Raw genomic sequence first — 26,352 nt, forward strand, 5'->3', positions numbered from 1 at the left:
ACCCGCATCCCGCATCCCGCATCCCGCGCGGGGCACGCATCCCTGCTAGTTGTTCATCAGTGGATGAATTTACCTTAATCGGTCTGCTCCACCGCAGTTCGACCCGTTCGTTCTGAGTCCTCTCATGCTCGATGTCGTCGTGAAGAACGTCCACCACCAAGCAACTCACACTTGGCCACTCGTCTTGGCCAGATCGGCGAGATAGCGTGAAAGGTCTTCCGACAGATTCAGGGATATCCCGATCCTGGCCGCCTCGATGGAGGAAGGTTGTTGGGCATCTTAAACCGGCAAACGCTCACTTGAATTTGCAGGTCATCGCGAGGCGCTTCTCGACGTCTCCCGTTTTTAGGCTGATTTAGCTTTCCGGGCGACGTGGCTAGCATCAAGTCAGTATATCCACGCTGGGAGCTCTAAGGGCTTGATAACACACAGCATTCGTGGTCGGATCAATGACCGAGTCGATAATCGGTTTAGACTCAAGCCCTTGAATAATTTGAAGGAGCAACCCTAAACAGCATCGGAGGTTGAATATTGGCCCCATCTAATGGCACACTGACACTAATGAGCAGATGAAAGTATATATTAAAGCTAGACATCCAATCATCATAAAAGTATAGGCAGATAGTAGGGATATTTACTTCAAGCTTCAAGGCAGTAGAAGGAGAAAGTGCGGTGATGGAATATATAAAACCTTGGAAAGAGACTTTATCAGATGTCCGAGAACGAAAGCGTATGGAGAAAGCCACGCCGTCGTACTCTCAACATCGACACGATTTAACGCGCATGCAACAAACACTTTCATTTATGCTTTGTCTTTTTTTCGTGCCCCCTGCTGGCATACTCCATCTTTTATCACCACTCTATACAGTAATTAAAGGCTGGGGAACAACAAACCGGCGCATTGCAGTGTCGACAACATGATGAACAACAGCATGCCCAACACAGCGCAAAAAAATAGTACTCTGATTCTAAATATAAGACATATGCGCTTAACAACAACGCTAGCCACATTGACTCTGGCTTTAATTATTAGTCTTTATGCCATCAAGACTCTTGCAGAAACATCCAACACCGAAACAAAAGAACAAAATCAAGAAGAGTTAAGTCTGACAAATCACAACAACGTGAAAGACTATCTTCTTATTCAGGAGATCGTCCAGTCGATGACTCCCAAAGCGGATTCCAGCACACGAGATCTCGCACTGGAAGTAAAACTCCAAGCTGAAAAAATAAAAAATCTAGAGAAAGAAGTCTCAGAGTTAAGAAAACCTGACGATAACAGCGTGGCCACGCTTTTATTATCCGCTGTATCAGTAATCATCACTGTACTTGGAGTACTTATTGCGATACTAGCAATACTTGGGTATCGAAACATCAAGAACGAAGCTATTAAAGACGCTCGAAAAACCGCAAAAGAAACTGTAAAAATAGTCGCCAAAGAAGAAATTCCGAGAGCAACAGAAGAGAATATAATTAAGCTAATCGAAGAAAACAGATTCGACAGATTAATTCAAAACGCTGTGGAAAATATTGTATATCGAGATACTTCAATGTCGGATGAAGTTGCAGATGAGGAGCGGTCAAATTGAGAACTTCGCCAGAATGGAACTCTTTGAGCGATCATCAAAGAACCGTCATATCTTCGCATCAAACTAATCTGCCAGTGGCGGTCGGAGCAATCGCCAAGGATCTCGGATTAACCATCCTTAAATCTACTATGCCAGGTTCAATTTCAGGAGAAATAAGGGAGACGGAGGGAGTTATTACGATCAAGGTTAATCGCCACGATGTTAAAGAAAGGCAACGATTTACTATTGCGCATGAAATCGCGCATTTTTTGCTACATCGTGAACGTCTCGCTGGCGGCATCACAGATGATGTACTTTATCGCTCGAGACTCTCGGATGATCTGGAAAGAGAAGCCAATAGATTAGCGGCAGATATAATAATGCCTGCATCGCTTATCCAAGAAGCGCTAACTATGCATGGCGCGCTAAAACCAGATGAACGATATAAAAAAATCGCTGAGCTCGCCCAAGTATCGCTCGCCGCAATAAAAATTAGGACGGGGAAAAAATAGTTTATGCAAGATACATTTCCAAATTGGGAATACATACCGATCTTAGCAATAAGTCTTGCTGAAATGACGGCGATTGCACAACTCCCCGACAAAGACAAAGATGAACTACTTCCGCTCTTTTCCCTGAGAGGATGGGTTAGTGCTCATCGCCTGGAAAACTCACTCAAGAAAATTGAGGAGTCCATAGGAAACCGTCCTTGGATCTCAGATATCGACGAAAAATTTCTTTCCGAAAATAAAGTATTCCTGTTCACAGGAGAATATCCCGAAAAACCCGTGTATCAAGAATTAGTGCAGCTTTTAGACCCTAGTAACAGTTATGACAATTGGTACAGTTTCATAAAAAGCCAAAAAAATGCGATCCCTTGCCTTCGACATGAAAGCCTACAAGATATTGAGAGCCAGATTAACAAGCTGTCATCCCTTGACAGAGGGTTAGTCTTGAGGATCTGTCCAAACGAGCTAAATATTGAGAAGCATCAACGCTTGGTTACCGCTCTCAATGTTACTAAAGCGGAAAATGTTCTTATTATTTACGATCTAGGTGGGATCGACGTAAATTTCCATGAGAGGATTCCGCTTTTAGAAAGGCTGATGCTAGAAGCAAAACGCCAGATTGCAAATGTTACGATATCAATAAGCGCGTCCTCTTTCCCTTCAGGTTTTGCAGGGCAACATCGAGGAACCAACTCTATATACGAGAGAATTCTGTTTAATACAATAGCAGAAAAAGGAATCTTCAATCCTGTCGTTTATTCCGACAGAGGAAGCGCACGTGCAGAGAAACAAGATGGTGGTTCGGGAGTTCCTCCTCCTAGAATTGATTACCCATTAAAAAAAGATTGGAAATTCGTCAGACGAGAAGTTGACGATAACGCGCCAGACTCCAAAGCCAAACGCACGACTGCCTATATAGATATTGCAAAGGAAATCATCAGTGATGAATATTGGATTCCAGAGCTACGCCTTTGGGGCACCCAACAGATTGAAATAACCTCTGAAAATAATGAGTTCGGAATTTACAGCGCTCAAAAATCTACCGCAGTTCGCATCAACATCCATCTTTTCAACCAGCTTCATTACAATGCTATTGGGGATATAATTAACACCGATGAAGAGTGGGTGGATTGACCACTCTCTCATGCTACCTCGACTACACGTTTCAAATATGGGCTTAACAAAATCACATCGGATGGTCTGACACTGCCAAAAGCACAGATCTTGGCCAGGAACCTATTTGACGGCATGCTAAATCTCTTATAAATCCCGTCTAGAAGTATGTCTTTCACATCAGATTTAGAAATCTTATTCAACCTATTTGAGACTTCGATTTTCAGCTCATACATTGCAAGGTCGGAAGGAATTATGCCGATCCGCCTAGCTAGAAGGGAGACTTCTCTCTTCGTCATAAGTTCAAGGTAATTTTGCTTAGATATATTTTTAATCAGACGCCCCTTGCGAATCACCTTTAACCCGTCCGAGGTCACCTCCCAAACCGCCACATCATCATCAGCGATAGCGAGGACCCCTTCAACGTACTTCCCAGCAACGGCAACAATGACGCGATCGAAGTATTTTCTGTACTCTTCGAGCTGTCCCGCCAATCGAAATAACGAATCTTTTTCGCTCTTAATTTCAATTGCGACCATCTCTTGATTCCGAATATAACCAAGATCTACCCTGCGAGCTTTTCTTGCCAAGTTCATCTCACTAAAAACAAGGGACGAACAATCAATCTGCCCTGTTTTCAAAAGCTTGTCTAAAACCGTCGTTTTAATCTCTTTCTCGCCCATATTTAAACACCGCTTTCATACATTTAACCAATGCACACAACCCAATAATAAAGCATCTTTGCAGCAGACACGAAAACAAAATATTTTCAGCATTCCTGATATTTTCAGCCCCCCGAACTTTCTGGAAAATATTAATTATCCACAATATCGAAACTTAAGTATAACCTGCCTTGAAATCAATATAAAGCTAGAATTCTGCACCGCTCCAGAAAAGCCGGCAACCGCAGACGTCATCGCCACTCTTTCACTAGCACGCATAATATTTATAGCGTTTCTAGGTTATTCCCAAAATACAAATCCAATTCAACTCAAGCCAAAAATATTACAACTATCCAACTCCAAACAGCACGCATTTTCTATTGATATTTTTATCTAGCATGCCATGCATTATCGCCGCATAAACGAAGTACTCCCTATTACTTTGCGCAATCCGATTAAAACGAAAATCAAATAATAAGATCAATCAGAAAGCGGGGGACATGCCACGATTATGGGATGGACCGTTTTATCAGTTAGTAAAATCGTGCGCTGCATGGGTTGAAGATATCTAGGATACGGGGGGGCAGTCCAAATGAGCTTGCAAGGTGCGTAGAAAATCCAAGGCAATTCAGTGAGGACCAGCCGCTTAAGGATAGAAATAGGGGTAAATAGGAGCTCAGCACGAACACAAGCTACTGAGATAATTACCATTTTTTGTATAGTTCGACTCCTGGTGCCGCACCATACAAAACAAAGCCCCTGCAGAAATGCAGGGGCTTTGTTGTTTCTGGGTCAGCCAAGAAGTCAACTATGGGGATCAGGCAGGATACAAATCCCGCAACGCCTCAGGATGCTGACTTGCGACCCCCAAGAGAGTCTGCACTGCACCCGCCGGTTGCCTGCGCCCCTGCTCCCAATCCTGCAAAGTCCGCGCTTATGCCTCGCAGTATCTGCACGAGCTAAGCACGGCATTGATCGATGATGTGGTGAAGTAATGGATTCGCCACCAGACAGGCATTGATGCAAACCGCCATTCGAAGCCCTCGTTGATGCGAGGGCTTTTTTGCATTTCAGGCCTGCCGAAAACATGCAGGCCTTCCTCAAGCCCCTTGGTGCGTGGACATATCCGACTTCCCTCCTGCATCTATCCAGATAACCCGCCAGCCACTGGAGCGTTCTTTGCCAACCCATCGGCTGCCCAGCAGCCAAACGGGAACTAACGCCGAGCGCAACACTCACTTACAAAGCGCGGCGCTATAGAAGAGTCATCTCGCTTCATCACGTCAGCACAACGGACTGAATGCATGACATGGACCAAGAGACCATCGATGAACTCAACATCAGAAACGCCAAACGGCTCCGCACGTTCGCAAATCAGGGACTTTTCTGACTGTCGAAACATTGCTCAAGGCGCTGTATTCATTATCGCGTCTGGTAACTCCGCGAAGGACTTTCCCATTGAACAGTTTGCCTATATCCCGATGATCACGGTGAACGGCGCGATATCCATGTTCATGGGAACAGGCATCAAGCCGTTCTTCTACGCATGCACCGACACCAGTTTTTCGCTACAACAGCCTGACTTGTTTGCCTATGCGATGCGCACCAGTCAGCGAGTAGCTCTCTGGGCTCGCCAGGCCCAGGAACCCGCCGTTGAACCGACAGGTGATCTCTATCTTCTGAAGAAAGCGCCCAAACCAACCCTGACTGAATGGCTACTTCGCAACAACCAGGATCTGGTACGTAATCGAGCTGTTTGGGGTAGTCGAAACCGCAGTATCGGGTTCAGCAAAAACCTGGCCCATGTTTTTTTTGATGCCCGCACAGTCTTGTATCTCGCACTCCAACTTGCCTATCACGCAGGCTTTTCAAAGGTGATTTTGGTGGGAGCGGATATGAACCAGTCCGCGGGGCGCTTTTACGAGACTGATGGAAGCTCTATCTCGCCGTGCGGTCTGAATCAGCATTTTCATTCCAGAATACTTCCATCTCTGAAACTCATGTCCGACAAAGTCATCGACAGTAAATTTGCCGTTTACAACTTGTCGCCCTCTTCGCGAATTCCATCCAGCGTCATTCCCGTCACAACGCTCGACGAAGTCAAAGCGATAATTCAGACCTGACTGATCTCAAATACAAACGAAATTCTGCCCTCACTTGCGCTCCAGACATAGCGCAAATGCTTGCCCTGCTTCGGAATCGATACCGCCGGCGGCCGAAACGCCGCAACGCACTCATGCCCGGGCAACCGCACGCTGTTATAGAGCAAGCCCCACGACTCGGCGTCGCGCAGTTGTTGCGCGAACAGTTGTGATGGGCCATAGGCTTCAGGATCAGGCTGATGCAGATGATCAAAGCCATGGCGAACGTCATGCAGCGGCTTGATCACCTGATTGATGTAAGTACGCATGGTCAATTCGAGATCGGCTTCCTGGGTCGCCGCGAGAAAGCGTTCCTGATGAAAACAGGTTTCAGCGATGGCCGCACTCTGGCTGCTGGCGGCGTAATAGACGCCGAAGGTGCCGTCACTGAAACGGCTGCGTTTGCCGACGTGAGTGAACGCGGCCATCACCGGGCTGGAACCGGGGCCGGACAGGCGATCTTCGGGACGTACGCGGGCGAGAACACCGGCCTGTTCTATCAGGCGATCATTAGTCAACGCTTCGATGGCGTAGGCAACTTCAAGGTCCTCCGGATCGAGGACATCTTCGAACAGTGCAATCGGCGGGAAGCTGCTGTTGACGATGCGATACGCCCGCGGCCATGGCACATCCACCGGCGCCGGCGCTTTCAACCGCGCACTCCGTCGAGGTAGCGGCGTACATCGGCGATATCGACCACCCGGCCCGCCAGCATGTAATCCAGCGCGGTTTTGCCATTGAACGGTGCCGCCGTGTTGGGGCTGCTAACCCAATCGTAGGCGCGCTCGCGGCTATTGCTGAAGATGATGCTCAGCGCCTTGTGAATGCCCATCAGATAAGAGATGCGCTCGAGGGTGTCATGGGGCAGGCGGATTTTTGGCAGGTGTTTGTATTTATAGAACGTGGTGTTACCGACTCCTCCGAGCAGGGTGCGTTGTTGCTCGGCGTTGCAGCCCCAGTGCTCCATGAGGTTGAAGAAGAACTTCAACGCAACGCGCCCGGCTTCGGGGGCGTCGAGTTGTTCGCGTGGGGTGAGAGCTGGGGATGAGGTAGGCATACACGCCTCCTGATTTTTTGTCTTAGCTGAAGACTAGTACATAACTGTAATTCTTTAGTATTTTGATACACAAGCGAACGAATTGTAACAATCAAACGCACGGAAGCCGGAGTTAAGCCGGCTTATGTATTTCTGCGCTATTGAAACAGTTCTGAATGACTCCCTAAATCCACGAACGTGATCAGGTCTGGACGCGTGTTCTCGTAAACCATCAGAAAATCGCCACCGATATGACACTCGCGGAATCCAGACCAATCTCCAGTCAGCGCATGATCCAGATATTCTGCCGGTAACTGCTGCCCCAGGAACAACATTGCCATCACCTTCCGAACGTCGTTCATATCTCGCCTTCCGGCACGGTTGTAACGATCCCAAGACTTCTTGAATTCAGAAGTCTGTGCACACTGTTTAGGTCGATCAGCGCGTTTTTGTGTTTTCTCCTGTTTCGCCATCAGCATTCCTCAGCATGTCGTCTATCGAGTCGAAACGCTGACGGATTTCTCGTGCTTCCATCATTGCGCGGGCCGTCTTCTCCGATGGAACTCGCACCTCGAAGGGAAGCCCCTGAGTAGCAACAACCTGTCGCAGAAAAAGTCGCATCGCGTCACTAATGCTCAGCCCGCAAGCGTTCAAGACTTCAGTAGCACGCGCTTTCAAATCCTCATCAATGCGGCAGCGCACATCGGTAGTTTTCAGTAGTGCAGCCATTTCAATTACCTCATCGTGGTTTTGTAGCTACATCAGCGCTACCTCTGCATTGTGTTCGGAGTGATCTTCGTCGGTCAACGCGAAGTTGATAGGTGGTTATCTACTACCATGGCTCGCATGCCAGACATCCATTTCAACTCCTTTGACTGTTGGGCGCTATCAGCTAAATCGTTACTTTACCCGAGACCTATCTGCGTATGACGCAGGCAAAAAGCTAGGAAGATGTAAGCTGTTTCTCTTCGAAAAGAATCTCCCCGCGCACCAAAACCACGCACTTTTTTGACCTTCATCACCCCCACTTCACCGAAAACCCCGATCCTCTGTCAGCCTCCAGCCATCGGCGGGGAAATCAATTCGCTACTAAATCCGCGACAACTATGCTCAGGTGCAGGAATATAGCCGGCATATGGCGCCGTTTCGGTCGTTTCGTAAACAACAATACCCAGCCCACTTCAGAGGGCATTACCCATGGATAGCAGAACCTTACGCAACCTCATGCGCATCGTGCAGACCGGCTCGTTGTCGGCCGCAGCCGAGCATTCGTGCCTGACCGTGCAGGCGTTGGCCGCACAGTTGAACAAGGTCGAAGAGCAGTTCGGTTTCCGCTTGTTTCGCCGTTCCAACAAAGGCCTGACGCTGACGCCGCAAGGCACGGAGCTCACGCCCTACATTGACAAAGTGTTGATCGCCACGCGACAGATGGAAGAAAAGGTCGAAGCGCTGAAGGTGCCAGGGCAGCGGACGTTGAAGGTGGCGTTGAACAACACCCTGTCGCCTGATTTCAACCGACGCATGATCGGACGCCTGATCGAGGTGTTTCCCGATTATCAGATGGAGTTCAGCTACGCCGAGTCGATGGAAAACCTCAGCAAGCTGAAGAACGAAGATTTCGACCTTGCCGTGCTGATCGGCCCGCAGCGGCCGGGGCTGCCGAGCATCGTCCTGCCGGATGTGCAGGTGCAGGTGGTCGGTGCGCATTGCGGTCAGGAAAACGATCCGCTGACCTTGCTGGGCAACAAGTTTCAGGTGCGTCCTGCGGAAGATTGTCCGTATTCCCACAGCTTTTTGCGTTTTCTCGACGCCGGGCTTGGCAACCACGAGAACGGCCAGCGCATGGTCTATTCCTGCAGCGAAACCCTGACGCTGTCGTTGATCACGCAGATGGATGCGGTCGGCATGGTCTCGCGTGAAGCGGCGCAGAAGAACGGACTGACGATTTTTCCCGGTTTCGAGGATTTCCTCGAAGTGCGCCTGGCGGTAAACAATCCGGAGCTGTCGCACCAGGCGCTGAACGACGTCGTTGATCTGCCCCTACATGAACGAGCCGAGCGCAATGTACGCAGCCGTCCCCACCGCCACACTGAGAAAGAGGTTTTTGCTGAAATACGCACATAGCAACGTCGGAATCGCAGCATAGAATTCCGGGCGATCGAGCTGGATCTGCCGGTCCTTGATCAACAAGGGCGTGAGGCTGATCGCAGCGACGATCGCCACCGGCAGATATTCCAGCGCCCGCGCCACGAAGGGCGGCCAGTGGTCGGTGTTGATCTGCAGCGGCAAGGCGCGCGGCAGGAAGGTCACCGCCATCATCAGCACCACCACCAGAATCAGGAACGTTTGGTCAGGCATACACCCACTCCGCAGCCCACAAACGTGGCGATAAATACGTTGAAGGGCGAACTGCCGATCAGGCTCAGCGCGCCCATGCAGACCACGGCAGCAGCGGCCGCAATCAATTTGTTACGCGTGTTGCACAGCGAGACCAGCACGTAGAGCATCATCGCCGTCAGCGCGTAATCGAGCTGATATTTGATCAAGTGCGCCGCGTACTGCGCGCAGACCGCACCGAGCAAACCGCCGAGCACCCACGAGGTGTGGCAGAACAGATTGAAACCGATCAGGTAACGCACGTTGACCGGTGCGCCCGTGCCGAGTTTGACGCTATGAAAGGCGAAGGATTCATCCGTCAGGCCACCGGCGTAAGCCCAACGCTCCATGCGGCTCAAGCCCAATGCACGCAGGGCTTTGGCCATGTACACCGACATCAGCATGTGCCGCGCATTGATCAGGAAAGTGGTCAGCACAATGGTGGTCAGCGATGCGCCGCTGGAGATCAGCGCCAGCGCGGCGAATTGCGAAGCGCCGGCATAGACAAACAAGCACATCGCCACCGGCAGCCACATCGGCAGGCCGGCGTTGACCGCCATCAGCCCGAAGACAAACGACACGGTGAAATACCCGGCGACCACCGGGCTGGCTTCGGCAAACGTGCGCGACGGCTGATGAGTCGCCATCAGCGGCGCGCTGCCGGACCTTTCATTCATAGATCCCTCTCAAATGTTCTTTCGCCGTGAGGCTCGCAAAAACCCTGGGCGGTCCAGAATCGCTTGCCCGCGAGGTTAGCATCGTCGACGAACAGAAACATCCGCAGCACCCCGACCCGTTTCATGTCGGACGACGCTGCTTCGACCAGACGCTGGCCAACGCCCTGGCTGCGGTAACGCGGGCTCACGGCCAGATGGTTGATCGTGCCGCGACTGCCGAGCATGCCGCCGAGCACCGCGCCGACGATCTCGCCCTCGACATCGAAAGCCAGGTACGCCGTGGTGGTTTTCTGGATCAACACGCCGCGCAGGCATTTGGCGTCCTGCCATTCGCAGAACGACACTTCGTCGAACTGGCGGAAGAAGCGCTCCATGCGTTGCGCATCCTTGGCGGTGGCGCGGCGCAGTACCACTGGCGTCGAGCACTCGACGCCGTCGATTGGGGTGATCTGATTAGCGAACAATGTCGAAAGCGGTCCCGGGCCGCGAGAAGGAAATCGCCAGAATCTGCCGGTACGCCATGGCATGGGTGTGGGTGTTGCGCGCCGGGGTCACGTAATGGCGCATGTCGCGATCAAGGAAATAGGTGGTATCGAGAATTTCCTCATAGGTGGTCGCCGCCAGCTGTTGCTGATGAATGTCATACAAACGACTCTCAGCGCCCTCGACATTATTGCGCCCCCAGAAGTGCACGCCGCTGAATGGATAGCCGTCGCAATGAATGCCTTCAGGGGTGATTTCCAGCTGCTTGCCGGGTTTGATCTCAATGCGGATCTGATGGATCTGGCACTGCCAGATTTCATCGTGCACCTCTTCCGGCAGGACACTTTTGTACACTTCGAAATCGGTGTCGATCAGGCTGCGCATCACCGGCGAAGAGATCACTTCTTCGGAAAAGTCCTGAAAGTGTCGTACCACGCCACCGACGTAAGCGTTGTTCTCTTTCGATTGCACGTAAGCGCGGTGCTCAAGTTGCTTGAGTTCACGGGTTTTCGGGTTGTATTCAAAGTCGCTGTAACGACGGTAGCGCATGCCGGCTTCGGCCTGACCGTAGTAGCTGTCAGGCTCCATGTTTTCCCAACTTTTGGTCAGTCTGACGAAGTCGGCAAAATGACCGTAGAGATTGAAGTCACCACCCTGGACGTTGACAAACTTGTCGCGCCGTAGCGATTCGCCCACTTCTCTGTTCAAAACGATCATTACCAAATTCTCCGCTGCGTTGAACGCCCTAATCTATTGGGTGGAGAATTTGCGTCCATGAGAAAGAATTTCAGGCATTTGAAGCACTGCTTGAAACGGAATCTGCAGCGCTTGAAAAACGACTTTTACATGACAAGAACACCGGTTATTTGCGGTTTTCGCTGAAAAACCGGCGAAAAAAACCCCGAACGAATCGGGGTTTTCTCATTTTTCTTACAGCGGATCGATCATCAGAAGATGTTGATCGGATAGTCCACGAATACACGCAGTTCGTTACCGCTGACGTTGTACTCGCTGGATTTCTGCGACACGCGCAGGATCGAACTGCGCAACTTCACGCTCAGGTCTTTGGCCGGGCCACTTTGCACGACGTACTTGAACTGGTTGAAGATCTCGCGCTCGGTGCCGCCTTCGCTGGTGGACGTGGTGATGTTGTCGCCGCGCACGTAAGCGAAGTTGTAGCTCAGACCCGGAACGCCGAACGAACCAAAGTCCAGGCCGTAACCCAGCTGCCAGCTGCGTTCGTCTTCGGCGTTGAAGTCAGACCAGTAGGAGTTGGCCAGGTAGATGGAGTTACCACCGTCGCCGAAACGACCCTGGTCTTTCTGGTAGCCGCCATAGGCGTAGCCCAGGTTGCTGTCGCCAGTGGAACGCTGATGCGCCACGGTGAACGAGTGCGGGCCGGTGGCGAAAGTGGCTGCCAGGCTCCAGATCTTGTTGTCGCGACCAGTGACGATGCTTTCGCCCGGCACGGTGTTTTCGCGTACGTACGAGCTGTCCAGCTTGGTGCGATAGCCGTTGAAGTCCAGGGTCAGGGACTGATCCTTGTTGAACGGAATCACATAGTTGGCGTTCACGTACTGTTTCTTCAAGACGTCTTCAACGTCGGACGCATACAGCGCGCCTTTGAAGTGTTCGGTGAACTGATAGCTGCCGCCCAAGACGTTGATCGACTTCAGACCGCCGCTGTCACGGCCTTCATCGCTCTTGCGCGACTCGGCGGTGAATCGGCCGGCGTTCAATTCCAGGCCTTGGATCTCACGGGAGGTGATCAAAGTACCGGTATAGCTTTCCGGCAGCAGACGCACGTTGTCGTAGCTCAGCACCGGCAGGGCCGGCATCTGGTCCCCGTAGGTCAGTACGGTGTTGGATACGCGAAACTTGACCGCAGCACCGCCCTTGGCGATGTCGTGGTTCGCACGACCGTCATTTTCCTGTTTGAAGAAGTCGATGCCGCCGGCGCCGCTACGGCCCTTGCCGCCGTCCAGGCGCAATGCGTACAGACCGAAAGCGTCCACGCCGACACCGACGGTGCCTTGAGTGAAGCCCGACGAGAACGTCCCGATGGCCGCTTGGCCCCATTCGGCCTTGTCCTTGTTACCGTCTTTGTAATCACGATTGATGTAGGCGTTGCGCAGCAGCACTTTCAGGCTGCTGTCTTCAACGAAACCCTTGGATTCGGCCTGGTCGTTAGCCATGGCCTGTGTAGCACTCAAGATCCCCAGTGCGATCAGACTGATTCGCTTGTTCAACATTTTGTTTTCCTTATTACGGGTTGAAACGCGCTGTGTCGAACGGCTGAAACGGCGCTTTCTGCACTCTTGTATTCACCCCGAAACAAAAAAGCCCGCCGACGTTCACGTCATGGCGGGCCTGCTCCTTATTTTGAGTCATGGCGGTTAGCCACAGGCGTTGGGCCGAATCGTAGCCGCGCCCTGAACTGTGTGTCAATTTCAAGAATCGTCTTTAAATAGGCGAAAAACGTCTAAGAAACGTATTTTTTTTGCTGGGCAGTTGCAGAAAAAACGGATTAAACAGGGAGTTTGAACTGTGGGAGCGAGCCTGCTCGCGAAGCGCTGGATCAGTCAACAAAGTCACTGGCAGTGCTGACGCCTTCGCGAGCAGGCTCGCTCCCACTTTTGAATACCTGTGGATAAAAATCAGGCAAAAAAAGCGCCGCCATCCCGGCAGCGCTTTTACCAATCCCTATTGTTCTTATCCTTCCATCACATCCCACAAGGCTTCCAGCTCGGCCTCGCTGAACAGGCCAGCGGGGTAGCGCTCGATCATCATCCGGCGCGGATCAGGTTGTCTGATCTGACGCGTTCCATTGGACTTCAACCAGTGCGCGACAAGCTGGAGCGATTCGCCGTTGACGGCCATGGGATGCACAGTCCGCTCGCTGATTACGTTCACTTCGGCGTTCATTTCAGCGCTCTCTCCCCGTTCGTGAGCGGCTACGTTATCCAAGGTTTGTGACAGAACTGTTGAAGTTCCCCTCCCTCCCTAGTGCATCAGGAGCAATACAAGAGCTATGCCAAGGCGACCCGAATGTCGAACGGCGGATACAAACAAGCCCGCGGTCCTGACGGGCCGCGGGCTTGCTTTGATGCTGAGCGAGCTAATCATTGCCTGGCTGATTTGTGAATCAACTCAAGCTGTTACGACTCAACTCACTCTTTGTGCGGCGCTGGCTGCTGTTGGGTAAGGCAGTGAATATTGCCGCCACCCAGTAACAGTTCGCGGCCCGGCACCATCACGACTTCGTGCTGCGGAAACAGCTTCTGCAGGATTTCCCTGGCCGGGGCGTCCTTCGGGTCGTCGAAGCTCGGCGCGATGATCCCACCGTTGACGATCAGAAAGTTCACGTAGGAACCGGCCAGACGCACGGAAGGATTGCGCTCCTGCGAACCGTCCACCGCATCGACGCCGGCACACTCTTCTTCGGTCGCGTACAGCGGCCCAGGAATCGGCATTTTGTGCACCGTGAACGGGCGGCCCTTGGCGTCGGTGCTGCTTTGCAGCACTTTCATTGCCGCCTGGCAGCGCGGGTAGTTCGGATCCTGCGGATCATCGGTCCACGCCAGCAGCACTTCGCCCGGACGCACGTAGCAGCAGAAGTTATCCACATGGCCGTCGGTTTCATCGTTGAACAAGCCATCCGGCAACCAGATGATCTTGTCCACAGACAGGTTGTCGCTGAGTACGGCTTCGATTTCTTCGCGGCTCAGGTGCGGGTTGCGATTGCGGTTGAGCAGGCATTCTTCGGTGGTGATCAGCGTGCCTTCGCCGTCGACATGAATCGAACCGCCTTCGAGCACGAAACCTTCGGTGCGGTAACGCGGGCTGCGCTCGATCTCGAGGATCTTGCCGCCGACCTGCGAATCACGGTTCCACGGTGCATACAGGCCGCCATCGAAACCACCCCAGGCGTTGAAATCCCAGTTCACACCGCGCACTTCGCCCTGGTTATTGATCACGAAGGTCGGGCCGCTGTCGCGAACCCAGGCGTCGTCGCTGGACATTTCCACCACGCGGATATTCGGCACATCGAGGCGCGCGCGGGCGTTTTCGTATTGGCCGGCGGAGACGGCAACGGTGACCGGCTCGAAACGGGCGATGGCTTTGGCCACGGCGGCGTGCGCGGCCTGCGCCGGTTTGCCGCCCAGACGCCAGTTGTCCGGGCGCTCGGGCCAGATCATCCAGGTCTGGGTTTGTGGCGCCCACTCGGCCGGCATGTAGAAGCCGTCGGCGCGCGGGGTACTTTTCAATGTGGTCATCAGGACTCCAGGGAACCGTCGAGGGTTTTCAACGCGCCGTAAAGATTCGGCCGGCGGTCGCGGAATGAACCCCACGCGCTGCGAATATGTTCCAGCTCGTCGAGGTTGAACGTGTGCACAAGAATACCTTCTTCGGTTTTATTCAGCTCCTGCACTTTTTCGCCGAACTGGTTGGCGATGAACGACGAGCCGTAGAAGGTGATGTCGTAGCCGTCCTGCTCTTCATTGCCGATGCGGTTGCTGGCAATCAGCGGCATCAGGTTGGCGCCGGCATGGCCCTGCTGCACCCGCTGCCAGTGATCGCGTGAAGAGATGGTCTTGTCGTGCGGCTCGCTGCCGATCGCGGTTGGATAAAAGAGAATTTCCGCGCCTTGCAGGGCCATGCTGCGTGCCGCTTCCGGGAACCACTGGTCCCAGCAGATGCCAACGCCGATTTTCGCGTAACGGGTGTTCCATACCTTGAAGCCGGTGTCGCCCGGGTTGAAGTAATACTTTTCGTGATAGCCCGGGCCGTCGGGGATGTGGCTCTTGCGATAAATCCCGAGGTTGCTGCCGTCGGCGTCGATGATCGCGATGCTGTTGAAGCGTGCACGCCCTGCCAGTTCGTAGAAGCTGATCGGCAGCACCACTTGCAGCTCTTTGGCGATTTTCCGGAAATGCTTGATGGCCACGTTTTCTTCAACCGTCGTTGCCAGTTGCAGGTAATCCGGATTGGGCTTCTGGCAAAAGTACGGCGCCTCGAACAGTTCCTGGATGAGGATGATCTGCGCGCCTTTAGCGGCGGCTTCGCGGACCAGTCTTTCAGCGGTTTCGAGGTTGGCTTCCAGGTCCCACGAACAGGCCATCTGCGTGGCGGCGACGGTAACGATACGGCTCATGAATCATCTCCGGGCTAGTGCTTTGACGGTTGAAGAATTCGACCGAAAAGAAAACGCGCGCACCGGACAAAAGATCGCCATGCCGGAGCAATGGCGACTTTATAACCGATAAATATCGGCTTTAGAAGCTGTAAAGAATGAATCTTTCTATTTGAACGCCAGTTAAATCGATACAAATCGGACTTAAGACCGAAAACAAATGTGGGAGCGAGCCTGCTCGCGAATGCGCTGTGTCAGTCACCGCATGTGGCGACTGATACACAGCTTTCGCGAGCAGGCTCGCTCCCACAGGGGATGTGCGTTGCTTAAAGGCCTTCGGTAAGCACCCGATCCAGCATATCGACAAAGAAATCCACGCTCTGGCGCGACGTCACCATCGGTGGCTTGATTTTGAGGATGTTCAAATCGTCGCCCGTCGGCTGCATGAAGATCCCCAACTCGCGCAGGCGATCACACAGCAATGCAGTCTCGGCAGTTGCCGGTTCCAGCGTCTGCCGATTGCGGATCAGCTCCAGCCCGAGATAAAACCCGGAGCCGTGCACCGCGCCGACCAACGGATGTTTATCGATTAACGCTTCCAGGCGCGCCTTGAAGTGGCCGCCGACGACCTGGGCGTTTTCCCAGAGCTTTTCTTCCTCCATCACATCGAGCACCGCCATGCCGATCTGACAACTGACCGGACTGCCGCCCGCCGACGAGAAGAAATAGCCTTCGGCCTCCAGCGCCTCGGCGATTTCCCGGCGAGTGATCACCGCGCCAAGTGGCTGACCGTTACCCATGCCCTTGGCCATGGTGATGATGTCCGGCACCACGCCCTGCTCTTCGAAACCCCAGAAAAAATGGCCCATGCGCCCGTAACCGACCTGCACTTCGTCAGCGATGCATACTCCACCCTGCGCGCGGACCTTTTCATACACCTGCGGCAAATAGCCCGGTGGTAAAGAAATACCCCCGGCATTGCCGTAGACCGGCTCGCAGATGAAACCGGCCAGTTGCCGCTTCTGCTCGGCCAGTTTTTGCAGATGATGCTCGACGCTGCGCACGTAATCCGGCGCCGAATCGGCGCCACGGAATTCGCCGCGATACGTGTTCGGCGCCGGCACTGGGTGCACCCAGTCCGGGCGACTTCCCAGCGCTTTCGGGTTGTCGGCAATCGACGTCGATACCGCATCGGCGCCGATCGTCCAGCCGTGATACGCCTCGAGCACACTGATCATGTCGCGCCCGCCGCTGTAGGCCCAGGCCAGGCGAATCGCCAGGTCATTGGCCTCGCTGCCGCTGTTCACCAGGAACACGCGATCCATGCCCTCCGGCGCCAGCTTCAGCAAGCGTTCGGAAAATTCGGCGACCGCCGCGTAGTTGAAACGTGAATTGGTATTGAGCAACGACCACTGCCGCGCCGCGACCGCCGCCATCCGAGGGTGACCGTGGCCGAGCACGGCGACGTTGTTGAGCATGTCCAGATACGAACGGCCCTGCATGTCGATCAGCTGATTGCGCCAGCCGCGTTCAATGCGCGGTGGGTCAACGTAATAGTGTTTTTGCGTGCGGGCAAAACTGGCATCGCGGCGTTCGAGCAGGGTTTTCGCGTCCAGCTCAGGCTCGGCGTCGCAGGCCAGCCCGAGCAGCATCGCCGGTGACGGGCACAACGCCTGCCACGCCGATGCACGGGACGGCGTGCAGAACAGCGGCGCGTCGAGCTCTGCTTCTCGGCACAACTGCACAATCAGCGGCCCAGTGACTTCACCGAGTTTCTGGCCTCTATCCACTGCCACCCCATGTTCAAGAACAGGCGTCACGCCCCACAGGCGAACGCTGAACTGTGGGCCATCGAGTTGCAGCGCACCGTTTGCCGCTTGCTTCAGAATGCCGGCGAACGGTGGTTGCACTTCGGTTCCGGTCGGCACACGCAATTCGACATGCAACGGGAACGTATCCGGTTCAGTCGCACTGTCCGGGCGGGTGCGTGACAAGCGGTACTGGCCATAACGCGTCGCCGCCAGCCCATGGACCGCTGCGGCTTCTGTCAGCAAGCGCTGATCAATGCCCGGCTGCTCCCAATTACCCGCCTCGAAGTGCGGGCTCAACACGCCCAGATCGATCAGGGCGAATTCGCGCCCGACCAATCCGGGCAGCAATGGCGCAAATTCCGGTTTTTCGACCTTCGGCACGGTCTGGCCCAGGGCTGTGAGAATCGCCGCTTCCATCAGCGCCAGTGGCACCGAGGTCGCGACGCGAAAGATTTCCCACTCGTGACTGAGATTGTCGCGGCTATAGGTATTGGTGGGGTCGATGCTCACCTGTTGCTCGCCACTGAGCACCAGCACCGCCGCCCGCGCCACGATCAATGGCCACAGCGCTTGCAGCTCAGCGTACTGCAACGGATTGACCGCGTGATAAGCCTTGACCGCCGGCAGGATGACAAACGGATCGCCATCGGCGTGATGCAGCAAAGCCGCACAGGTCACCGACAGATCGGTGATACGCCAGGTGCGCACCAGATCGCCGAAGTCGATCACACCCTGCAACTGCCAATGCCGCTGGGCATCACGCGCCCAGACGACGTTGTCATCGGTGATGTCCATGTGAATCGCCTGCACCGGCAGTTTGTCCAGCAACGGCTGCAAACGGCGCTCGGCCTGCTCGGCGGCAGCGCTGATCGCCGCACGCTGCTGCGCGTCGGTGATCACCGGCAACAGATGACTGATCAAAGCGTTGGCGTGACGCGCGTCCCACTGCAGGGTGCGTTCAAGGCCCGGGTGATCGAAACCTGCCAGGGCCAGATCCATCTCGCCACAGAGTCGGCCAAACCCGGCGACCACGTCCTGGCCAAGATGATCGAAATCGGTCAACGGCTGGCCGTCGATGTACTCCAGCAAGCGCACATGCACCGTTTCGCCATTGGCTTGCAACGACAACAGATCGGCACCGTTATTGGCTGCGATGACGCGCGGCACCTTGATCGCCGAATGCTCGGCCAAGTATTTGAGCCCGGCGTGCTGGGCTTGCAACTCCACAAGAGCGTAGTCGCCACGACAGACTTTCAGCACGAAGCGTCCACGCTCGCTGTCGACGCGATAATTCAGATCCTGCTGGCTGCCCAGCGCCTGCAACGTGCCGCTGAACCCGTAATATTCGGCCAGCCATTGCAGCGCCTGCGCCTCTGAAACCTGCGGACCGGGCAAACTGGCGCGATGAATCAACGTGGCGAGCGGCATGAAACGACCCCTGAAATTTTATTAGGCGCTTATATCGCCATTGCCTTGGCGGTTACGCAACCCCTCAAGACGCTGGCCGGTGAAAGGAAAACGGCAAGATCATCGCGAAAGCCTCCCAGGCAAACTTTCCTACAAGACTTTCAGATTGTGTTTCAGCGCCGCGCTGTGCAATCTGCGCCCCGAATTCACAGCACGGATGCAAGCCCAAGTCATGTCCCATCGTCGCCTCGCCCTTACCGACAAAAAGGTTCGCAACATCCCTCGCCGCTTACGTGCATTGGCTTCTTGGGCCGCCGACTTCGAGGGATACTTTCCAGCCGACCTCACTCTCGAAGATAAATACTGGAACTGGAAAATTCCGATTCACATGGCGATGGTCGAAGGAAAACAGGCAACGACCGATCTGAAAAGGCAATGTGCCCAGCACTTGATCGACGCGGCGCAGCATCTACGCCTGGCTCGTCCTGAGCATGCGCTTGACTGCAGGGTGGTCGCAGCCATTTGTGTTCCCGGCATGTTTTCCAGCGAAATCTGTATCTATACGGATCTGGAATACCACCGCGGTCACATCCCTGCCTCCGACAGCGAATATGTCGAAACCGGCAAAAGCCTGGCTCAAGAATGGGGTCTTGTGTTGCCACAGGGCATGCGCGAACGAGGTTTGCGCTACGAGGTTGAAGGCTGGGATGGGCAGACTTATGAAGAGGAACACTGGTATTTTGGCGAGGTCGATTGACGCTCCGGCGTAGTCCGCACTCGCGCCCCGCAGCGCTTTGCGCAAGAATGTCGCCCATTCAAACCTGTCTATGGAAATCCTCATGAATGTCATCACCACCGATCTGCCCGGTGTTCTGATCATCGAACCCAAGGTGTTCGGCGACGAGCGCGGTTTTTTCTACGAGAGTTTCAATGCCAAGGCGTTTCAGGACGCCACCGGTCTGGAAACGCAGTTTGTACAGGACAACCATTCGCGCTCGCAAAAAGGCGTGCTGCGTGGTCTGCATTACCAGTTGCAGAACACCCAGGGCAAACTGGTTCGTGTGACCGCGGGTGAAGTGCTCGATGTGGCGGTGGACATCCGTCGCAGCTCGCCGCATTTCGGCAAATCGGTGGCGGTGCGCCTGTCGGCGGAAAACCATCGTCAGCTGTGGGTACCGGAAGGTTTCGCTCATGGCTTCGTGGTGCTGAGCGAGTTCGCCGAATTCCTCTACAAGACCACCAACTATTACGACCCGTCCTCCGAGCGCAGCATTCGCTGGGACGACCCGGCGCTGGGCATCGACTGGCAACTGGACGAAGCGCCGAAGCTGTCGGCCAAGGACCAGGCGGCTGCGCTGCTCAAGGACGCTGACGTCTTCGCCTGAGGCCGGGCATAATGCGCCTGTCCCTACAGGCGTATCCGGCACATGAAACCACCGCTTCCCCGCAGACCCCGCTGGCGCAGCCTCGCACTGTTGGCCATATGCCTGGCGCCGCTGCTGTGGCCGCTGGAACACCTCGCCGAGCGCTATTACCGCAGCGAACTCGCCGGGCAGAATCGCCAGACTCTCGATCTGTACGTCGCCAACCTGCTCGGCACCCTGCATCGCTACGAAGTGTTGCCGCAGATTCTCGGCGATCTGCCGGCCCTGCGCGCGGTGCTCGGTGCGCCGGACGACGGCGTTACCCAAGGCAACGCCAATCGCCTGCTGAAAAACATCGCCGCGCAGACCGGCGCTGAAGTCATGTACCTGATGGACACGTCCGGCCAGACGCTGGCGGCGTCGAACTGGGACAAACGCGACAGCTTCGTCGGCCGCAACTTCGCCTTCCGCCCGTATTTCAGCGAAGCCATGGCCGGCCGCCTCGGACGCTTCTTCGGCCTCGGCACCACTTCGGCCAAACGCGGCTACTTCTTCGCCGCTGCTGTGCGCAACGGCGAGAAAATCATCGGCGTGCTGGTGATCAAGGTCGACCTCGACCATACCGAAAGCCTGTGGGGCAAAACCCCGGAACAACTGCTGGTGACCGACCATAACGGCGTGGTCATCCTGACGTCGCGCCCGGAATGGCGTTTCCGCTCCACTCGCGCGTTGAGCGATGCCGAGCGCGCCGCGATCACCGCGATCCAGCCCTACCCGACCCGTGAACCGCGGCCGCTGAACCTGAGCGCCGACGCCTGGCTGACGCAGACCCACGACATCGCCGAAACCGGCTGGAGCGTCAGCATTCTCGCCCCGCGCACGCTGATCGATCGTCCGGTGCGCACGGTGGTTGCGATCGGCGGCGCCACGCTGTTGGTGGTGATGCTGCTGGTGGGTTTGATGATGCAACGTCGCCGGCATTATCTGGAGCGCATCGCCTTCGAGGCCAAGGCGCGCCGCGAACTGGAAGGCCGGGTGGCCGAACGTACCAGCGATCTGGAAGGCCTCAACCGGCGTTTGAAGCAGGAAGTGCTCGAGCGTGAGCAGGCGCAGCAGGAGCTGGTACGCGCCCAGGACGATCTGGTTCAGGCCGGCAAACTGTCGGCGCTGGGGACCATGTCGGCAAGCATCAGTCACGAACTCAATCAGCCGCTGGCGGCGATTCGCAGCTATGCGGAAAACGCCGAAGTACTGCTCGATCATCAGCGCACCGAGGACGCGCGCGGCAACCTCAAGCTGATCAGCGAACTGACCGGGCGCATGGCCTCGATCATCGCCCACCTGCGCGCCTTCGCCCGCCGTGATCGCCACGCACCGGAAAGCGTTGCCCTGCAACCGGCGCTGGATGATGCGCTGGCATTGCTGGCCAAACGTCGGCGCAGCATGGAAGTCGAACTGATCCGCGACTTGCCCGCAGCCACGCTGTGGGTCGAGGCCGGCGAAACCCGCTTGCGTCAGGTGCTGGGCAATCTGCTGGCCAACGCCCTCGATGCGCTCACCGAAAAAGGCCCGCCGCGCAAATTGTGGCTGAGTGCCGAAGCCACCGCCGACGGCGTCAATCTGTACATTCGCGACAACGGCCCCGGGTTCTGCATGGAAGCTCTTGGCCGCGCCAGCGAGCCCTTTTACACCACCAAGACCCGCACCCAGGGTCTGGGTCTGGGACTGGCCATTTGTGAAACGCTGATGCGCGCCTTTGGTGGCGAGCTGTCGTTCGCCAACCACAAGCAAGGCGGCGCCCTGATCACCCTGCGCCTGCGCGCCGGCGCGCCCGGAGTCAGCCTGCAACCGTCAGAGGATCGAAGTGCATGACCATCGACAATCGCATCCAGGTAGTGTTGATCGACGACGATCCGCACTTGCGCCAGGCCCTCGGCCAGACCCTGGACCTGGCCGGCCTGAAAATCCTGCCGCTGTCCGAAGCCAAGGGCCTGGCCGCGCAACTCGAGCGTGACTGGCCGGGGGTGGTGGTCAGCGACATCCGCATGCCGGGCATGGACGGCCTCGAACTGTTGAGCGAGTTGCATGCACAGGATCCGGAGTTGCCGGTGCTGCTGATCACCGGCCATGGCGACGTACCGCTGGCGGTGCAGGCGATGCGCGCCGGCGCTTACGATTTTCTGGAAAAACCCTTTGCCAGCGATGCGCTGCTCGACAGCGTCCGTCGCGCCCTCGCGCTACGGCGGCTGGTGCTGGACAACCGCAGCCTGCGTCTGGCCTTGAGCGACCGCAACGAATTGAGCGCGCGACTGGTCGGCCATTCGACGCCGATGCTGCGTCTGCGTGAGCAGATCGGTGCGCTGGCGGCGACCAAGGCTGACGTGCTGATCCTCGGAGAGACCGGTGCCGGCAAAGAGGTGGTGGCCCGCGCGCTGCACGATTTGTCGAGCCGCCGCAACGGCCCGTTCGTAGCGATCAACGCAGGCGCGCTGGCGGAATCGGTGGTGGAAAGCGAGCTGTTCGGTCACGAACCCGGCGCTTTCACCGGCGCGCAGAAACGCCGCATCGGCAAATTCGAATTCGCCAACGGCGGCACGCTGTTTCTCGACGAAATCGAAAGCATGAGCATGGACGTGCAAGTGAAGCTGCTGCGCATGCTGCAGGAGCGAGTCGTCGAGCGTCTGGGTGGCAATCAGTTGATCCCGCTGGACATCCGCGTCATCGCCGCGACCAAGGAAGATCTGCGCCAAGCGGCGGATCAGGGTCGCTTCCGCGCCGACTTGTATTACCGCCTCAACGTCGCGCCGCTGCGCATCCCGCCGCTGCGCGAAAGGGGCGAAGACGCACTGGTGCTGTTCCAGCACTACGCCGATGAAGCCAGCGCCCGCCACGGCTTGCCGCCCCACGAGCTGCAACCGGCACACCGCGCCCTGCTGCTGCGCCACACCTGGCCGGGCAATGTGCGTGAACTGCAAAATGCCGCCGAACGCTTCGCCCTCGGGCTTGAACTGGCACTGGACAACAGCGCTGATGGCAGCGGTGGCACGCCGGTAGAAGTGGTCAGTGGCGGCCTCAGCGAGCAAGTGGAAAACTTCGAGAAAACGCTGATCGCCGCCGAACTGGCGCGCTCGCACAGCTCGGTGCGCAGCCTCGCCGAAGCCTTGGGTATTCCGCGCAAGACCCTGCATGACAAGCTGCGCAAACACGGTCTGAATTTCGGCGACAGCAGCCACGGGGAAGACAACGAATGAGCAGCGCAAGCGAATACCTGCAAACGGTGCTGCATCACGACATTCCGCTGACCGCCGAGATGGGCCTCAAAGTGCTCGAGTGGAGTGAGCAGCAATTGAGCCTGCACCTGCCGCTTGCGCCCAACGTCAATCACAAGAGCACCATGTTTGGCGGCAGCCTCTACTGCGGCGCGGTGCTGGCCGGCTGGGGCTGGTTGCATCTACGTTTGCAGGAAGAAGGGATTACCGACGGACACATCGTCATTCAGGAAGGGCAGATCAGTTATCCGCTGCCGGTGACCGGGGACGCCGTGGCGATCTGCCCGGCACCGGATGCCGCGGTGTGGAAGCGCTTTGTGGCGATGTATCGGCGATACGGACGGGCGCGGTTGACGCTGGATACGCGGATCCTGAATGCGGGAAGCGAGGACGAGGCGGTGAGATTTACCGGGCAGTACGTTTTGCACCGTTGAAGATCAACAGCCCCTCACCCTAGCCCTCTCCCGAGGGAGAGGGAACCGATACGGGGATGCTACAGATTTACGTCGACCTGAAACTGCTTCGCCGAATCCACAATCGACTCGATTCTCCGGGTCGATGCATAGCGCCAGACAACTCGGTCGGCTCCCTCTCCTGGGGGAGAGGGCTGGGGTGAGGGGAATTGCGGATCAGGCAGTTAGCCTCGGGCCAACTCCAACAACCGTCCGCGCCACGCAGCCTTCGCCGGCAGCGCCAGAAAGAACTCGTTCAACAGTGATTCTCGCGGCGGATAACTGAACGCCTCGCCGCTCAGATCCAGCACCTCGCCCCCCGCGCCTTCCAGCACGCCCTGCGCTGCCGCCGTGTCCCACTGCGAAGTCGGCGCCAGTCGCGGATAGCAATCAGCAGCACCTTCGGCCAACAGACAGAACTTCAAGGAACTGCCGATATTGGCCAGTTGCAGCTCACCAAGACTGGCGCTCAACCCGGCCAGCAAACGCTCTTGCTCGGGACTTGAATGGCGACGGCTGGCCACCACGGTAAACGCCTCGCCCGGCGCAGGCACATCGCGCACCTGAATCGCCGTCGGCATACCGCCCTCGTCGCCACGCCATGCACCGAGCCCGGCACCGCCGACGTAAAAACGACCGTTGGTCGGCATCGTCACCACGCCAAATACCACCCGGCCATTTTCGATCAGCGCGATGTTGACGGTGAATTCCTCGCTACCGCTGATGAACTCCTTGGTGCCGTCCAGCGGATCCACCAGCCACCAGCGCTGCCAACCGGCGCGCACGCTTTGCGGGATGTCGGCGTCCTCTTCCGAGAGCACCGGAATGCTCGGATCCAGCGCCGTCAGCCCGGCAACGATAAGGTGATGCGCAGCCAGATCGGCAGCCGTCACCGGCGAATCATCGGACTTGGCCGTGACTTCGACGCCTGCACGCCAGAACGGCAGAATCGCCTCGCCAGCCTGCAGAGCCAAGTCAATTACCGGTGCCATCAGCGGATGGGGAAAATTCATCGAGGTATCACTCATAGCTGAACACCCCGCGCTGGCTCAGCAGGTCGCGGGTCAAATACAGCGCCGCCAAGGCGCGGCCCTCGGAAAATTGCGGATTCTGCGCCAGCGCCGACAGTTCGCGCAGGTTGACCTTGTCGACCCGCATCGGCTCCGGCTCATCGCCTTCCAACCGCTCTTCATACAGGTCGGTGGCCAGCACCACTTGGATTTTCTGGCTCATGTAACCGGGCGACAGCGACAGCTCGGTCAGATGTTCCAACTGGCGCGCGCCATAACCGGCCTCTTCCTTGAGCTCCCGCTCGGCCGCCGCCAGCACGTCCTCGCCCGGCTCGATCAGCCCTTTGGGCAGAGACAGTTCGTATTCGTCGGTGCCGCCGCAGTATTCCTCGATCAACACTGCGTGTTCGGCATCAAGCATCGCGACGATCATCACCGCGCCATAACCCGCGCCCTTGCCGACCAGACGCTCGTAAGTGCGCTCCACGCCATTGGAAAATCGCAGCTTGAGTTCTTCGACGCGAAACAGGCGACTGGTGGCGACGATCTCGCGGGCGAGTACGGTGGGTTTCTGGCGCATGCAAAGCTCCTTGGCGTGAACGCGCTACTATAACGCGGCTTTCCCGATTGTTTGCGTCGGATATCTTTTCACCGTTCGAGACGTTGCCATGCCTTCTTTACCGTGGTCCGACATCGATACCGTTCTGCTCGACATGGACGGCACGCTGCTGGATCTGCACTTCGACAACCATTTCTGGCTCGAACACCTGCCCCAGCGCTACGCCGAACTGCACGGCATCAGCCGGGCCATGGCCGAGCTGGAATTGCAGCCGCTGTTCGAGCGCCACGCCGGCCAGTTGCAGTGGTACTGCCTGGATTTCTGGAGCGCGGAACTGAAATTGTCGGTGCGTGAACTGAAACAGGAAACCGCCCACTTGATCGCCCTGCGCGCCGATGCCGATACCTTTCTCGATGCAATCAAACGCGCAGGAAAACGGGTGATCATGATCACCAATGCGCACCGCGATTCGCTGTCGTTGAAACTGGAACGGATCGAACTGGCGCCGTACTTCGAGCGGCTGATCAGCTCGCACGACTATGGTTATCCCAAGGAGAACCCGCAGTTCTGGGATGCCTTGCAGGCGGACATCGGTTTTGATCCGGCGCGCAGCCTGTTTATCGACGACACCTTGCCGATCCTCCGCAGTGCACGGGATTTTGGCGTGGCGCACTTGCTGGCGGTGAAAGAACCGGACAGCCGCAAAGGGCCGAAGGACACAGCGGAGTTTGCCGCAGTCGAGGATTACCGGGATTTGATTGCAGGGCTTTGACGTCGCGTT

At 56.2% G+C, this 26,352-nt stretch carries 27 protein-coding genes and 1 pseudogene; 11 read left to right on the top strand and 17 right to left on the bottom strand.

Translation table 11 applies throughout. The features are described 5' to 3' along the window. Positions 1-932 precede the first annotated feature (932 nt). Genes ACYSTU_RS09735 through ACYSTU_RS09745 form a run of 3 tightly spaced genes read left to right on the top strand, consistent with a single transcriptional unit; the run spans position 933 to position 3,211 of the window. A complete protein-coding gene (locus ACYSTU_RS09735) occupies positions 933-1,589 on the top strand; it encodes a hypothetical protein (RefSeq protein WP_498997778.1) in 657 nt (218 codons plus the stop codon). A gap of 23 nt (positions 1,590-1,612) precedes the next feature. Next, positions 1,613-2,080, top strand: a complete 468-nt coding sequence (locus ACYSTU_RS09740) for an ImmA/IrrE family metallo-endopeptidase (RefSeq protein WP_498997782.1) — start codon at positions 1,613-1,615, stop codon at positions 2,078-2,080. A 3-nt stretch (positions 2,081-2,083) separates the two neighbouring features. Next, entirely contained in the window at positions 2,084-3,211 is a 1,128-nt protein-coding gene (locus ACYSTU_RS09745; protein WP_053148724.1) for a beta family protein, read from the top strand. Positions 3,212-3,219: 8 nt separating this feature from the next. On the opposite strand, the gene ACYSTU_RS09750 is transcribed toward ACYSTU_RS09745, so the two are convergent. Both ACYSTU_RS09750 and ACYSTU_RS09755 read right to left on the bottom strand, forming a co-directional pair. Then, complete coding sequence (locus tag ACYSTU_RS09750; protein ID WP_498997787.1) at positions 3,220-3,873, bottom strand: sce7726 family protein; 654 nt, start codon at positions 3,871-3,873, stop codon at positions 3,220-3,222. A 796-nt stretch (positions 3,874-4,669) separates the two neighbouring features. Further along, positions 4,670-4,783: pseudogene (locus ACYSTU_RS09755) on the bottom strand (helix-turn-helix domain-containing protein); the annotation flags it as partial. Positions 4,784-5,156: 373 nt separating this feature from the next. Between ACYSTU_RS09755 and ACYSTU_RS09760 the strand changes: the two are divergent. Next, positions 5,157-5,975: a WaaZ-like lipopolysaccharide core biosynthesis protein gene (locus tag ACYSTU_RS09760; RefSeq protein WP_498997790.1), complete on the top strand. Its 819-nt coding sequence runs from the start codon at positions 5,157-5,159 to the stop codon at positions 5,973-5,975. Here ACYSTU_RS09760 and ACYSTU_RS09765 read toward each other — a convergent pair. The 4 genes from ACYSTU_RS09765 to ACYSTU_RS09780 all read right to left on the bottom strand — a co-directional run bounded on the left by ACYSTU_RS09765 (position 5,966) and on the right by ACYSTU_RS09780 (position 7,758). After that, positions 5,966-6,646: an RES family NAD+ phosphorylase gene (locus ACYSTU_RS09765; RefSeq protein ID WP_476312087.1), complete on the bottom strand. Its 681-nt coding sequence runs from the start codon at positions 6,644-6,646 to the stop codon at positions 5,966-5,968. The genes ACYSTU_RS09760 and ACYSTU_RS09765 overlap by 10 nt on opposite strands. Next, positions 6,643-7,050 carry an MbcA/ParS/Xre antitoxin family protein gene (locus tag ACYSTU_RS09770; protein ID WP_125917397.1) on the bottom strand — a complete coding sequence of 136 codons (408 nt, stop codon included), beginning with the start codon at positions 7,048-7,050 and terminating at the stop codon, positions 6,643-6,645. Before ACYSTU_RS09770 ends, ACYSTU_RS09765 begins: the two co-directional genes overlap by 4 nt. A 137-nt stretch (positions 7,051-7,187) precedes the next feature. Next, positions 7,188-7,508 (bottom strand): type II toxin-antitoxin system YafQ family toxin, encoded by a 321-nt coding sequence (locus ACYSTU_RS09775; protein WP_312023558.1) that lies wholly within the window; start codon positions 7,506-7,508, stop codon positions 7,188-7,190. Next, complete coding sequence (locus ACYSTU_RS09780; protein ID WP_125917396.1) at positions 7,468-7,758, bottom strand: type II toxin-antitoxin system RelB/DinJ family antitoxin; 291 nt, start codon at positions 7,756-7,758, stop codon at positions 7,468-7,470. Before ACYSTU_RS09780 ends, ACYSTU_RS09775 begins: the two co-directional genes overlap by 41 nt. A gap of 468 nt (positions 7,759-8,226) precedes the next feature. Here ACYSTU_RS09780 and ACYSTU_RS09785 point away from each other — a divergent pair, with 468 nt between their 5' ends. After that, positions 8,227-9,153 carry a LysR family transcriptional regulator gene (locus ACYSTU_RS09785; protein ID WP_016772151.1) on the top strand — a complete coding sequence of 309 codons (927 nt, stop codon included), beginning with the start codon at positions 8,227-8,229 and terminating at the stop codon, positions 9,151-9,153. Here the strand turns inward: ACYSTU_RS09785 and ACYSTU_RS09790 are convergent. From ACYSTU_RS09790 to ACYSTU_RS09830, 9 genes are all read right to left on the bottom strand, one after another. Then, positions 9,070-9,387: an AzlD domain-containing protein gene (locus tag ACYSTU_RS09790; RefSeq protein ID WP_041477503.1), complete on the bottom strand. Its 318-nt coding sequence runs from the start codon at positions 9,385-9,387 to the stop codon at positions 9,070-9,072. The two genes, ACYSTU_RS09785 and ACYSTU_RS09790, sit on opposite strands and share 84 nt — an antisense overlap. Beyond that, positions 9,366-10,082, bottom strand: a complete 717-nt coding sequence (locus ACYSTU_RS09795; RefSeq protein ID WP_016772152.1) for an AzlC family ABC transporter permease — start codon at positions 10,080-10,082, stop codon at positions 9,366-9,368. The genes ACYSTU_RS09790 and ACYSTU_RS09795 overlap by 22 nt, the downstream gene beginning before the upstream one ends. After that, positions 10,079-10,456: a GNAT family N-acetyltransferase gene (locus tag ACYSTU_RS09800; RefSeq protein ID WP_003220700.1), complete on the bottom strand. Its 378-nt coding sequence runs from the start codon at positions 10,454-10,456 to the stop codon at positions 10,079-10,081. Before ACYSTU_RS09800 ends, ACYSTU_RS09795 begins: the two co-directional genes overlap by 4 nt. Positions 10,457-10,535: 79 nt before the next feature. Further along, complete coding sequence (locus ACYSTU_RS09805) at positions 10,536-11,282, bottom strand: 2OG-Fe dioxygenase family protein (RefSeq protein WP_476312097.1); 747 nt, start codon at positions 11,280-11,282, stop codon at positions 10,536-10,538. A 230-nt stretch (positions 11,283-11,512) separates the two neighbouring features. Further along, the gene (locus ACYSTU_RS09810; RefSeq protein ID WP_498997813.1) at positions 11,513-12,817 is read right to left on the bottom strand and encodes an OprD family porin; all 1,305 of its coding nucleotides are present in this window, start codon (positions 12,815-12,817) and stop codon (positions 11,513-11,515) included. A 460-nt stretch (positions 12,818-13,277) separates the two neighbouring features. After that, complete coding sequence (locus ACYSTU_RS09815) at positions 13,278-13,490, bottom strand: hypothetical protein (protein WP_016772156.1); 213 nt, start codon at positions 13,488-13,490, stop codon at positions 13,278-13,280. 245 nt (positions 13,491-13,735) lie between these two features. Next, entirely contained in the window at positions 13,736-14,842 is a 1,107-nt protein-coding gene (gene aguA, locus ACYSTU_RS09820) for an agmatine deiminase (RefSeq protein WP_498997818.1), read from the bottom strand. Then, positions 14,842-15,720 carry an N-carbamoylputrescine amidase gene (gene aguB / locus ACYSTU_RS09825; RefSeq protein ID WP_016772158.1) on the bottom strand — a complete coding sequence of 293 codons (879 nt, stop codon included), beginning with the start codon at positions 15,718-15,720 and terminating at the stop codon, positions 14,842-14,844. The genes aguA and aguB overlap by 1 nt, the downstream gene beginning before the upstream one ends. A gap of 305 nt (positions 15,721-16,025) precedes the next feature. Then, positions 16,026-18,938: an aminotransferase gene (locus tag ACYSTU_RS09830; protein WP_498997826.1), complete on the bottom strand. Its 2,913-nt coding sequence runs from the start codon at positions 18,936-18,938 to the stop codon at positions 16,026-16,028. 79 nt (positions 18,939-19,017) lie between these two features. Between ACYSTU_RS09830 and ACYSTU_RS09835 the strand changes: the two genes are divergently transcribed. From ACYSTU_RS09835 to ACYSTU_RS09855, 5 genes are all read left to right on the top strand, one after another. Continuing rightward, positions 19,018-19,674 (top strand): DUF3916 domain-containing protein, encoded by a 657-nt coding sequence (locus tag ACYSTU_RS09835; RefSeq protein WP_241668078.1) that lies wholly within the window; start codon positions 19,018-19,020, stop codon positions 19,672-19,674. 82 nt (positions 19,675-19,756) lie between these two features. Beyond that, a complete protein-coding gene (rfbC, locus tag ACYSTU_RS09840; protein WP_016772161.1) occupies positions 19,757-20,302 on the top strand; it encodes a dTDP-4-dehydrorhamnose 3,5-epimerase in 546 nt (181 codons plus the stop codon). Positions 20,303-20,344: 42 nt separating this feature from the next. Next, positions 20,345-22,153, top strand: a complete 1,809-nt coding sequence (locus ACYSTU_RS09845; RefSeq protein ID WP_498997837.1) for a sensor histidine kinase — start codon at positions 20,345-20,347, stop codon at positions 22,151-22,153. Then, a complete protein-coding gene (locus ACYSTU_RS09850) occupies positions 22,150-23,532 on the top strand; it encodes a sigma-54-dependent transcriptional regulator (protein WP_122699904.1) in 1,383 nt (460 codons plus the stop codon). The genes ACYSTU_RS09845 and ACYSTU_RS09850 overlap by 4 nt, the downstream gene beginning before the upstream one ends. Then, the gene (locus tag ACYSTU_RS09855) at positions 23,529-23,984 is read left to right on the top strand and encodes a YiiD C-terminal domain-containing protein (RefSeq protein WP_206421231.1); all 456 of its coding nucleotides are present in this window, start codon (positions 23,529-23,531) and stop codon (positions 23,982-23,984) included. The genes ACYSTU_RS09850 and ACYSTU_RS09855 overlap by 4 nt, the downstream gene beginning before the upstream one ends. 203 nt (positions 23,985-24,187) lie before the next feature. Here ACYSTU_RS09855 and cysQ read toward each other — a convergent pair whose 3' ends face one another. Next, entirely contained in the window at positions 24,188-25,015 is an 828-nt protein-coding gene (gene cysQ / locus ACYSTU_RS09860) for a 3'(2'),5'-bisphosphate nucleotidase CysQ (RefSeq protein WP_498998144.1), read from the bottom strand. A 7-nt stretch (positions 25,016-25,022) separates the two neighbouring features. Continuing rightward, positions 25,023-25,592: an ADP compounds hydrolase NudE gene (gene nudE, locus ACYSTU_RS09865; protein WP_016772166.1), complete on the bottom strand. Its 570-nt coding sequence runs from the start codon at positions 25,590-25,592 to the stop codon at positions 25,023-25,025. Between the two features lie 88 nt (positions 25,593-25,680). On the opposite strand from nudE, the gene yrfG reads away from it, so the two are divergent. Beyond that, the gene (gene yrfG, locus ACYSTU_RS09870) at positions 25,681-26,343 is read left to right on the top strand and encodes a GMP/IMP nucleotidase (RefSeq protein WP_071174081.1); all 663 of its coding nucleotides are present in this window, start codon (positions 25,681-25,683) and stop codon (positions 26,341-26,343) included. The last annotated feature ends 9 nt before the right edge of the window (positions 26,344-26,352 follow it).

The sequence above is a fragment of the Pseudomonas glycinis genome (genome assembly GCF_054871425.1).

Coding starts and splice junctions, on each gene's coding strand:
- ACYSTU_RS09735 (WP_498997778.1), top strand. CDS start 933: ATGCCCAACACAGCGCAAAAAAATAGTACTCTGATTCTAAATATAAGA.
- ACYSTU_RS09845 (WP_498997837.1), top strand. CDS start 20,345: ATGAAACCACCGCTTCCCCGCAGACCCCGCTGGCGCAGCCTCGCACTG.
- ACYSTU_RS09745 (WP_053148724.1), top strand. CDS start 2,084: ATGCAAGATACATTTCCAAATTGGGAATACATACCGATCTTAGCAATA.
- nudE (WP_016772166.1), bottom strand. CDS start 25,592: ATGCGCCAGAAACCCACCGTACTCGCCCGCGAGATCGTCGCCACCAGT.
- ACYSTU_RS09750 (WP_498997787.1), bottom strand. CDS start 3,873: ATGGGCGAGAAAGAGATTAAAACGACGGTTTTAGACAAGCTTTTGAAA.
- ACYSTU_RS09830 (WP_498997826.1), bottom strand. CDS start 18,938: ATGCCGCTCGCCACGTTGATTCATCGCGCCAGTTTGCCCGGTCCGCAG.
- ACYSTU_RS09855 (WP_206421231.1), top strand. CDS start 23,529: ATGAGCAGCGCAAGCGAATACCTGCAAACGGTGCTGCATCACGACATT.
- aguA (WP_498997818.1), bottom strand. CDS start 14,842: ATGACCACATTGAAAAGTACCCCGCGCGCCGACGGCTTCTACATGCCG.
- rfbC (WP_016772161.1), top strand. CDS start 19,757: ATGAATGTCATCACCACCGATCTGCCCGGTGTTCTGATCATCGAACCC.
- ACYSTU_RS09790 (WP_041477503.1), bottom strand. CDS start 9,387: ATGCCTGACCAAACGTTCCTGATTCTGGTGGTGGTGCTGATGATGGCG.
- yrfG (WP_071174081.1), top strand. CDS start 25,681: ATGCCTTCTTTACCGTGGTCCGACATCGATACCGTTCTGCTCGACATG.
- ACYSTU_RS09760 (WP_498997790.1), top strand. CDS start 5,157: ATGACATGGACCAAGAGACCATCGATGAACTCAACATCAGAAACGCCA.
- cysQ (WP_498998144.1), bottom strand. CDS start 25,015: ATGAATTTTCCCCATCCGCTGATGGCACCGGTAATTGACTTGGCTCTG.
- ACYSTU_RS09805 (WP_476312097.1), bottom strand. CDS start 11,282: ATGATCGTTTTGAACAGAGAAGTGGGCGAATCGCTACGGCGCGACAAG.
- ACYSTU_RS09770 (WP_125917397.1), bottom strand. CDS start 7,050: ATGCCTACCTCATCCCCAGCTCTCACCCCACGCGAACAACTCGACGCC.
- ACYSTU_RS09795 (WP_016772152.1), bottom strand. CDS start 10,082: ATGAATGAAAGGTCCGGCAGCGCGCCGCTGATGGCGACTCATCAGCCG.
- ACYSTU_RS09800 (WP_003220700.1), bottom strand. CDS start 10,456: ATGGAGCGCTTCTTCCGCCAGTTCGACGAAGTGTCGTTCTGCGAATGG.
- ACYSTU_RS09810 (WP_498997813.1), bottom strand. CDS start 12,817: ATGTTGAACAAGCGAATCAGTCTGATCGCACTGGGGATCTTGAGTGCT.
- ACYSTU_RS09775 (WP_312023558.1), bottom strand. CDS start 7,508: ATGCTGATGGCGAAACAGGAGAAAACACAAAAACGCGCTGATCGACCT.
- aguB (WP_016772158.1), bottom strand. CDS start 15,720: ATGAGCCGTATCGTTACCGTCGCCGCCACGCAGATGGCCTGTTCGTGG.
- ACYSTU_RS09785 (WP_016772151.1), top strand. CDS start 8,227: ATGGATAGCAGAACCTTACGCAACCTCATGCGCATCGTGCAGACCGGC.
- ACYSTU_RS09780 (WP_125917396.1), bottom strand. CDS start 7,758: ATGGCTGCACTACTGAAAACTACCGATGTGCGCTGCCGCATTGATGAG.
- ACYSTU_RS09850 (WP_122699904.1), top strand. CDS start 22,150: ATGACCATCGACAATCGCATCCAGGTAGTGTTGATCGACGACGATCCG.
- ACYSTU_RS09815 (WP_016772156.1), bottom strand. CDS start 13,490: ATGAACGCCGAAGTGAACGTAATCAGCGAGCGGACTGTGCATCCCATG.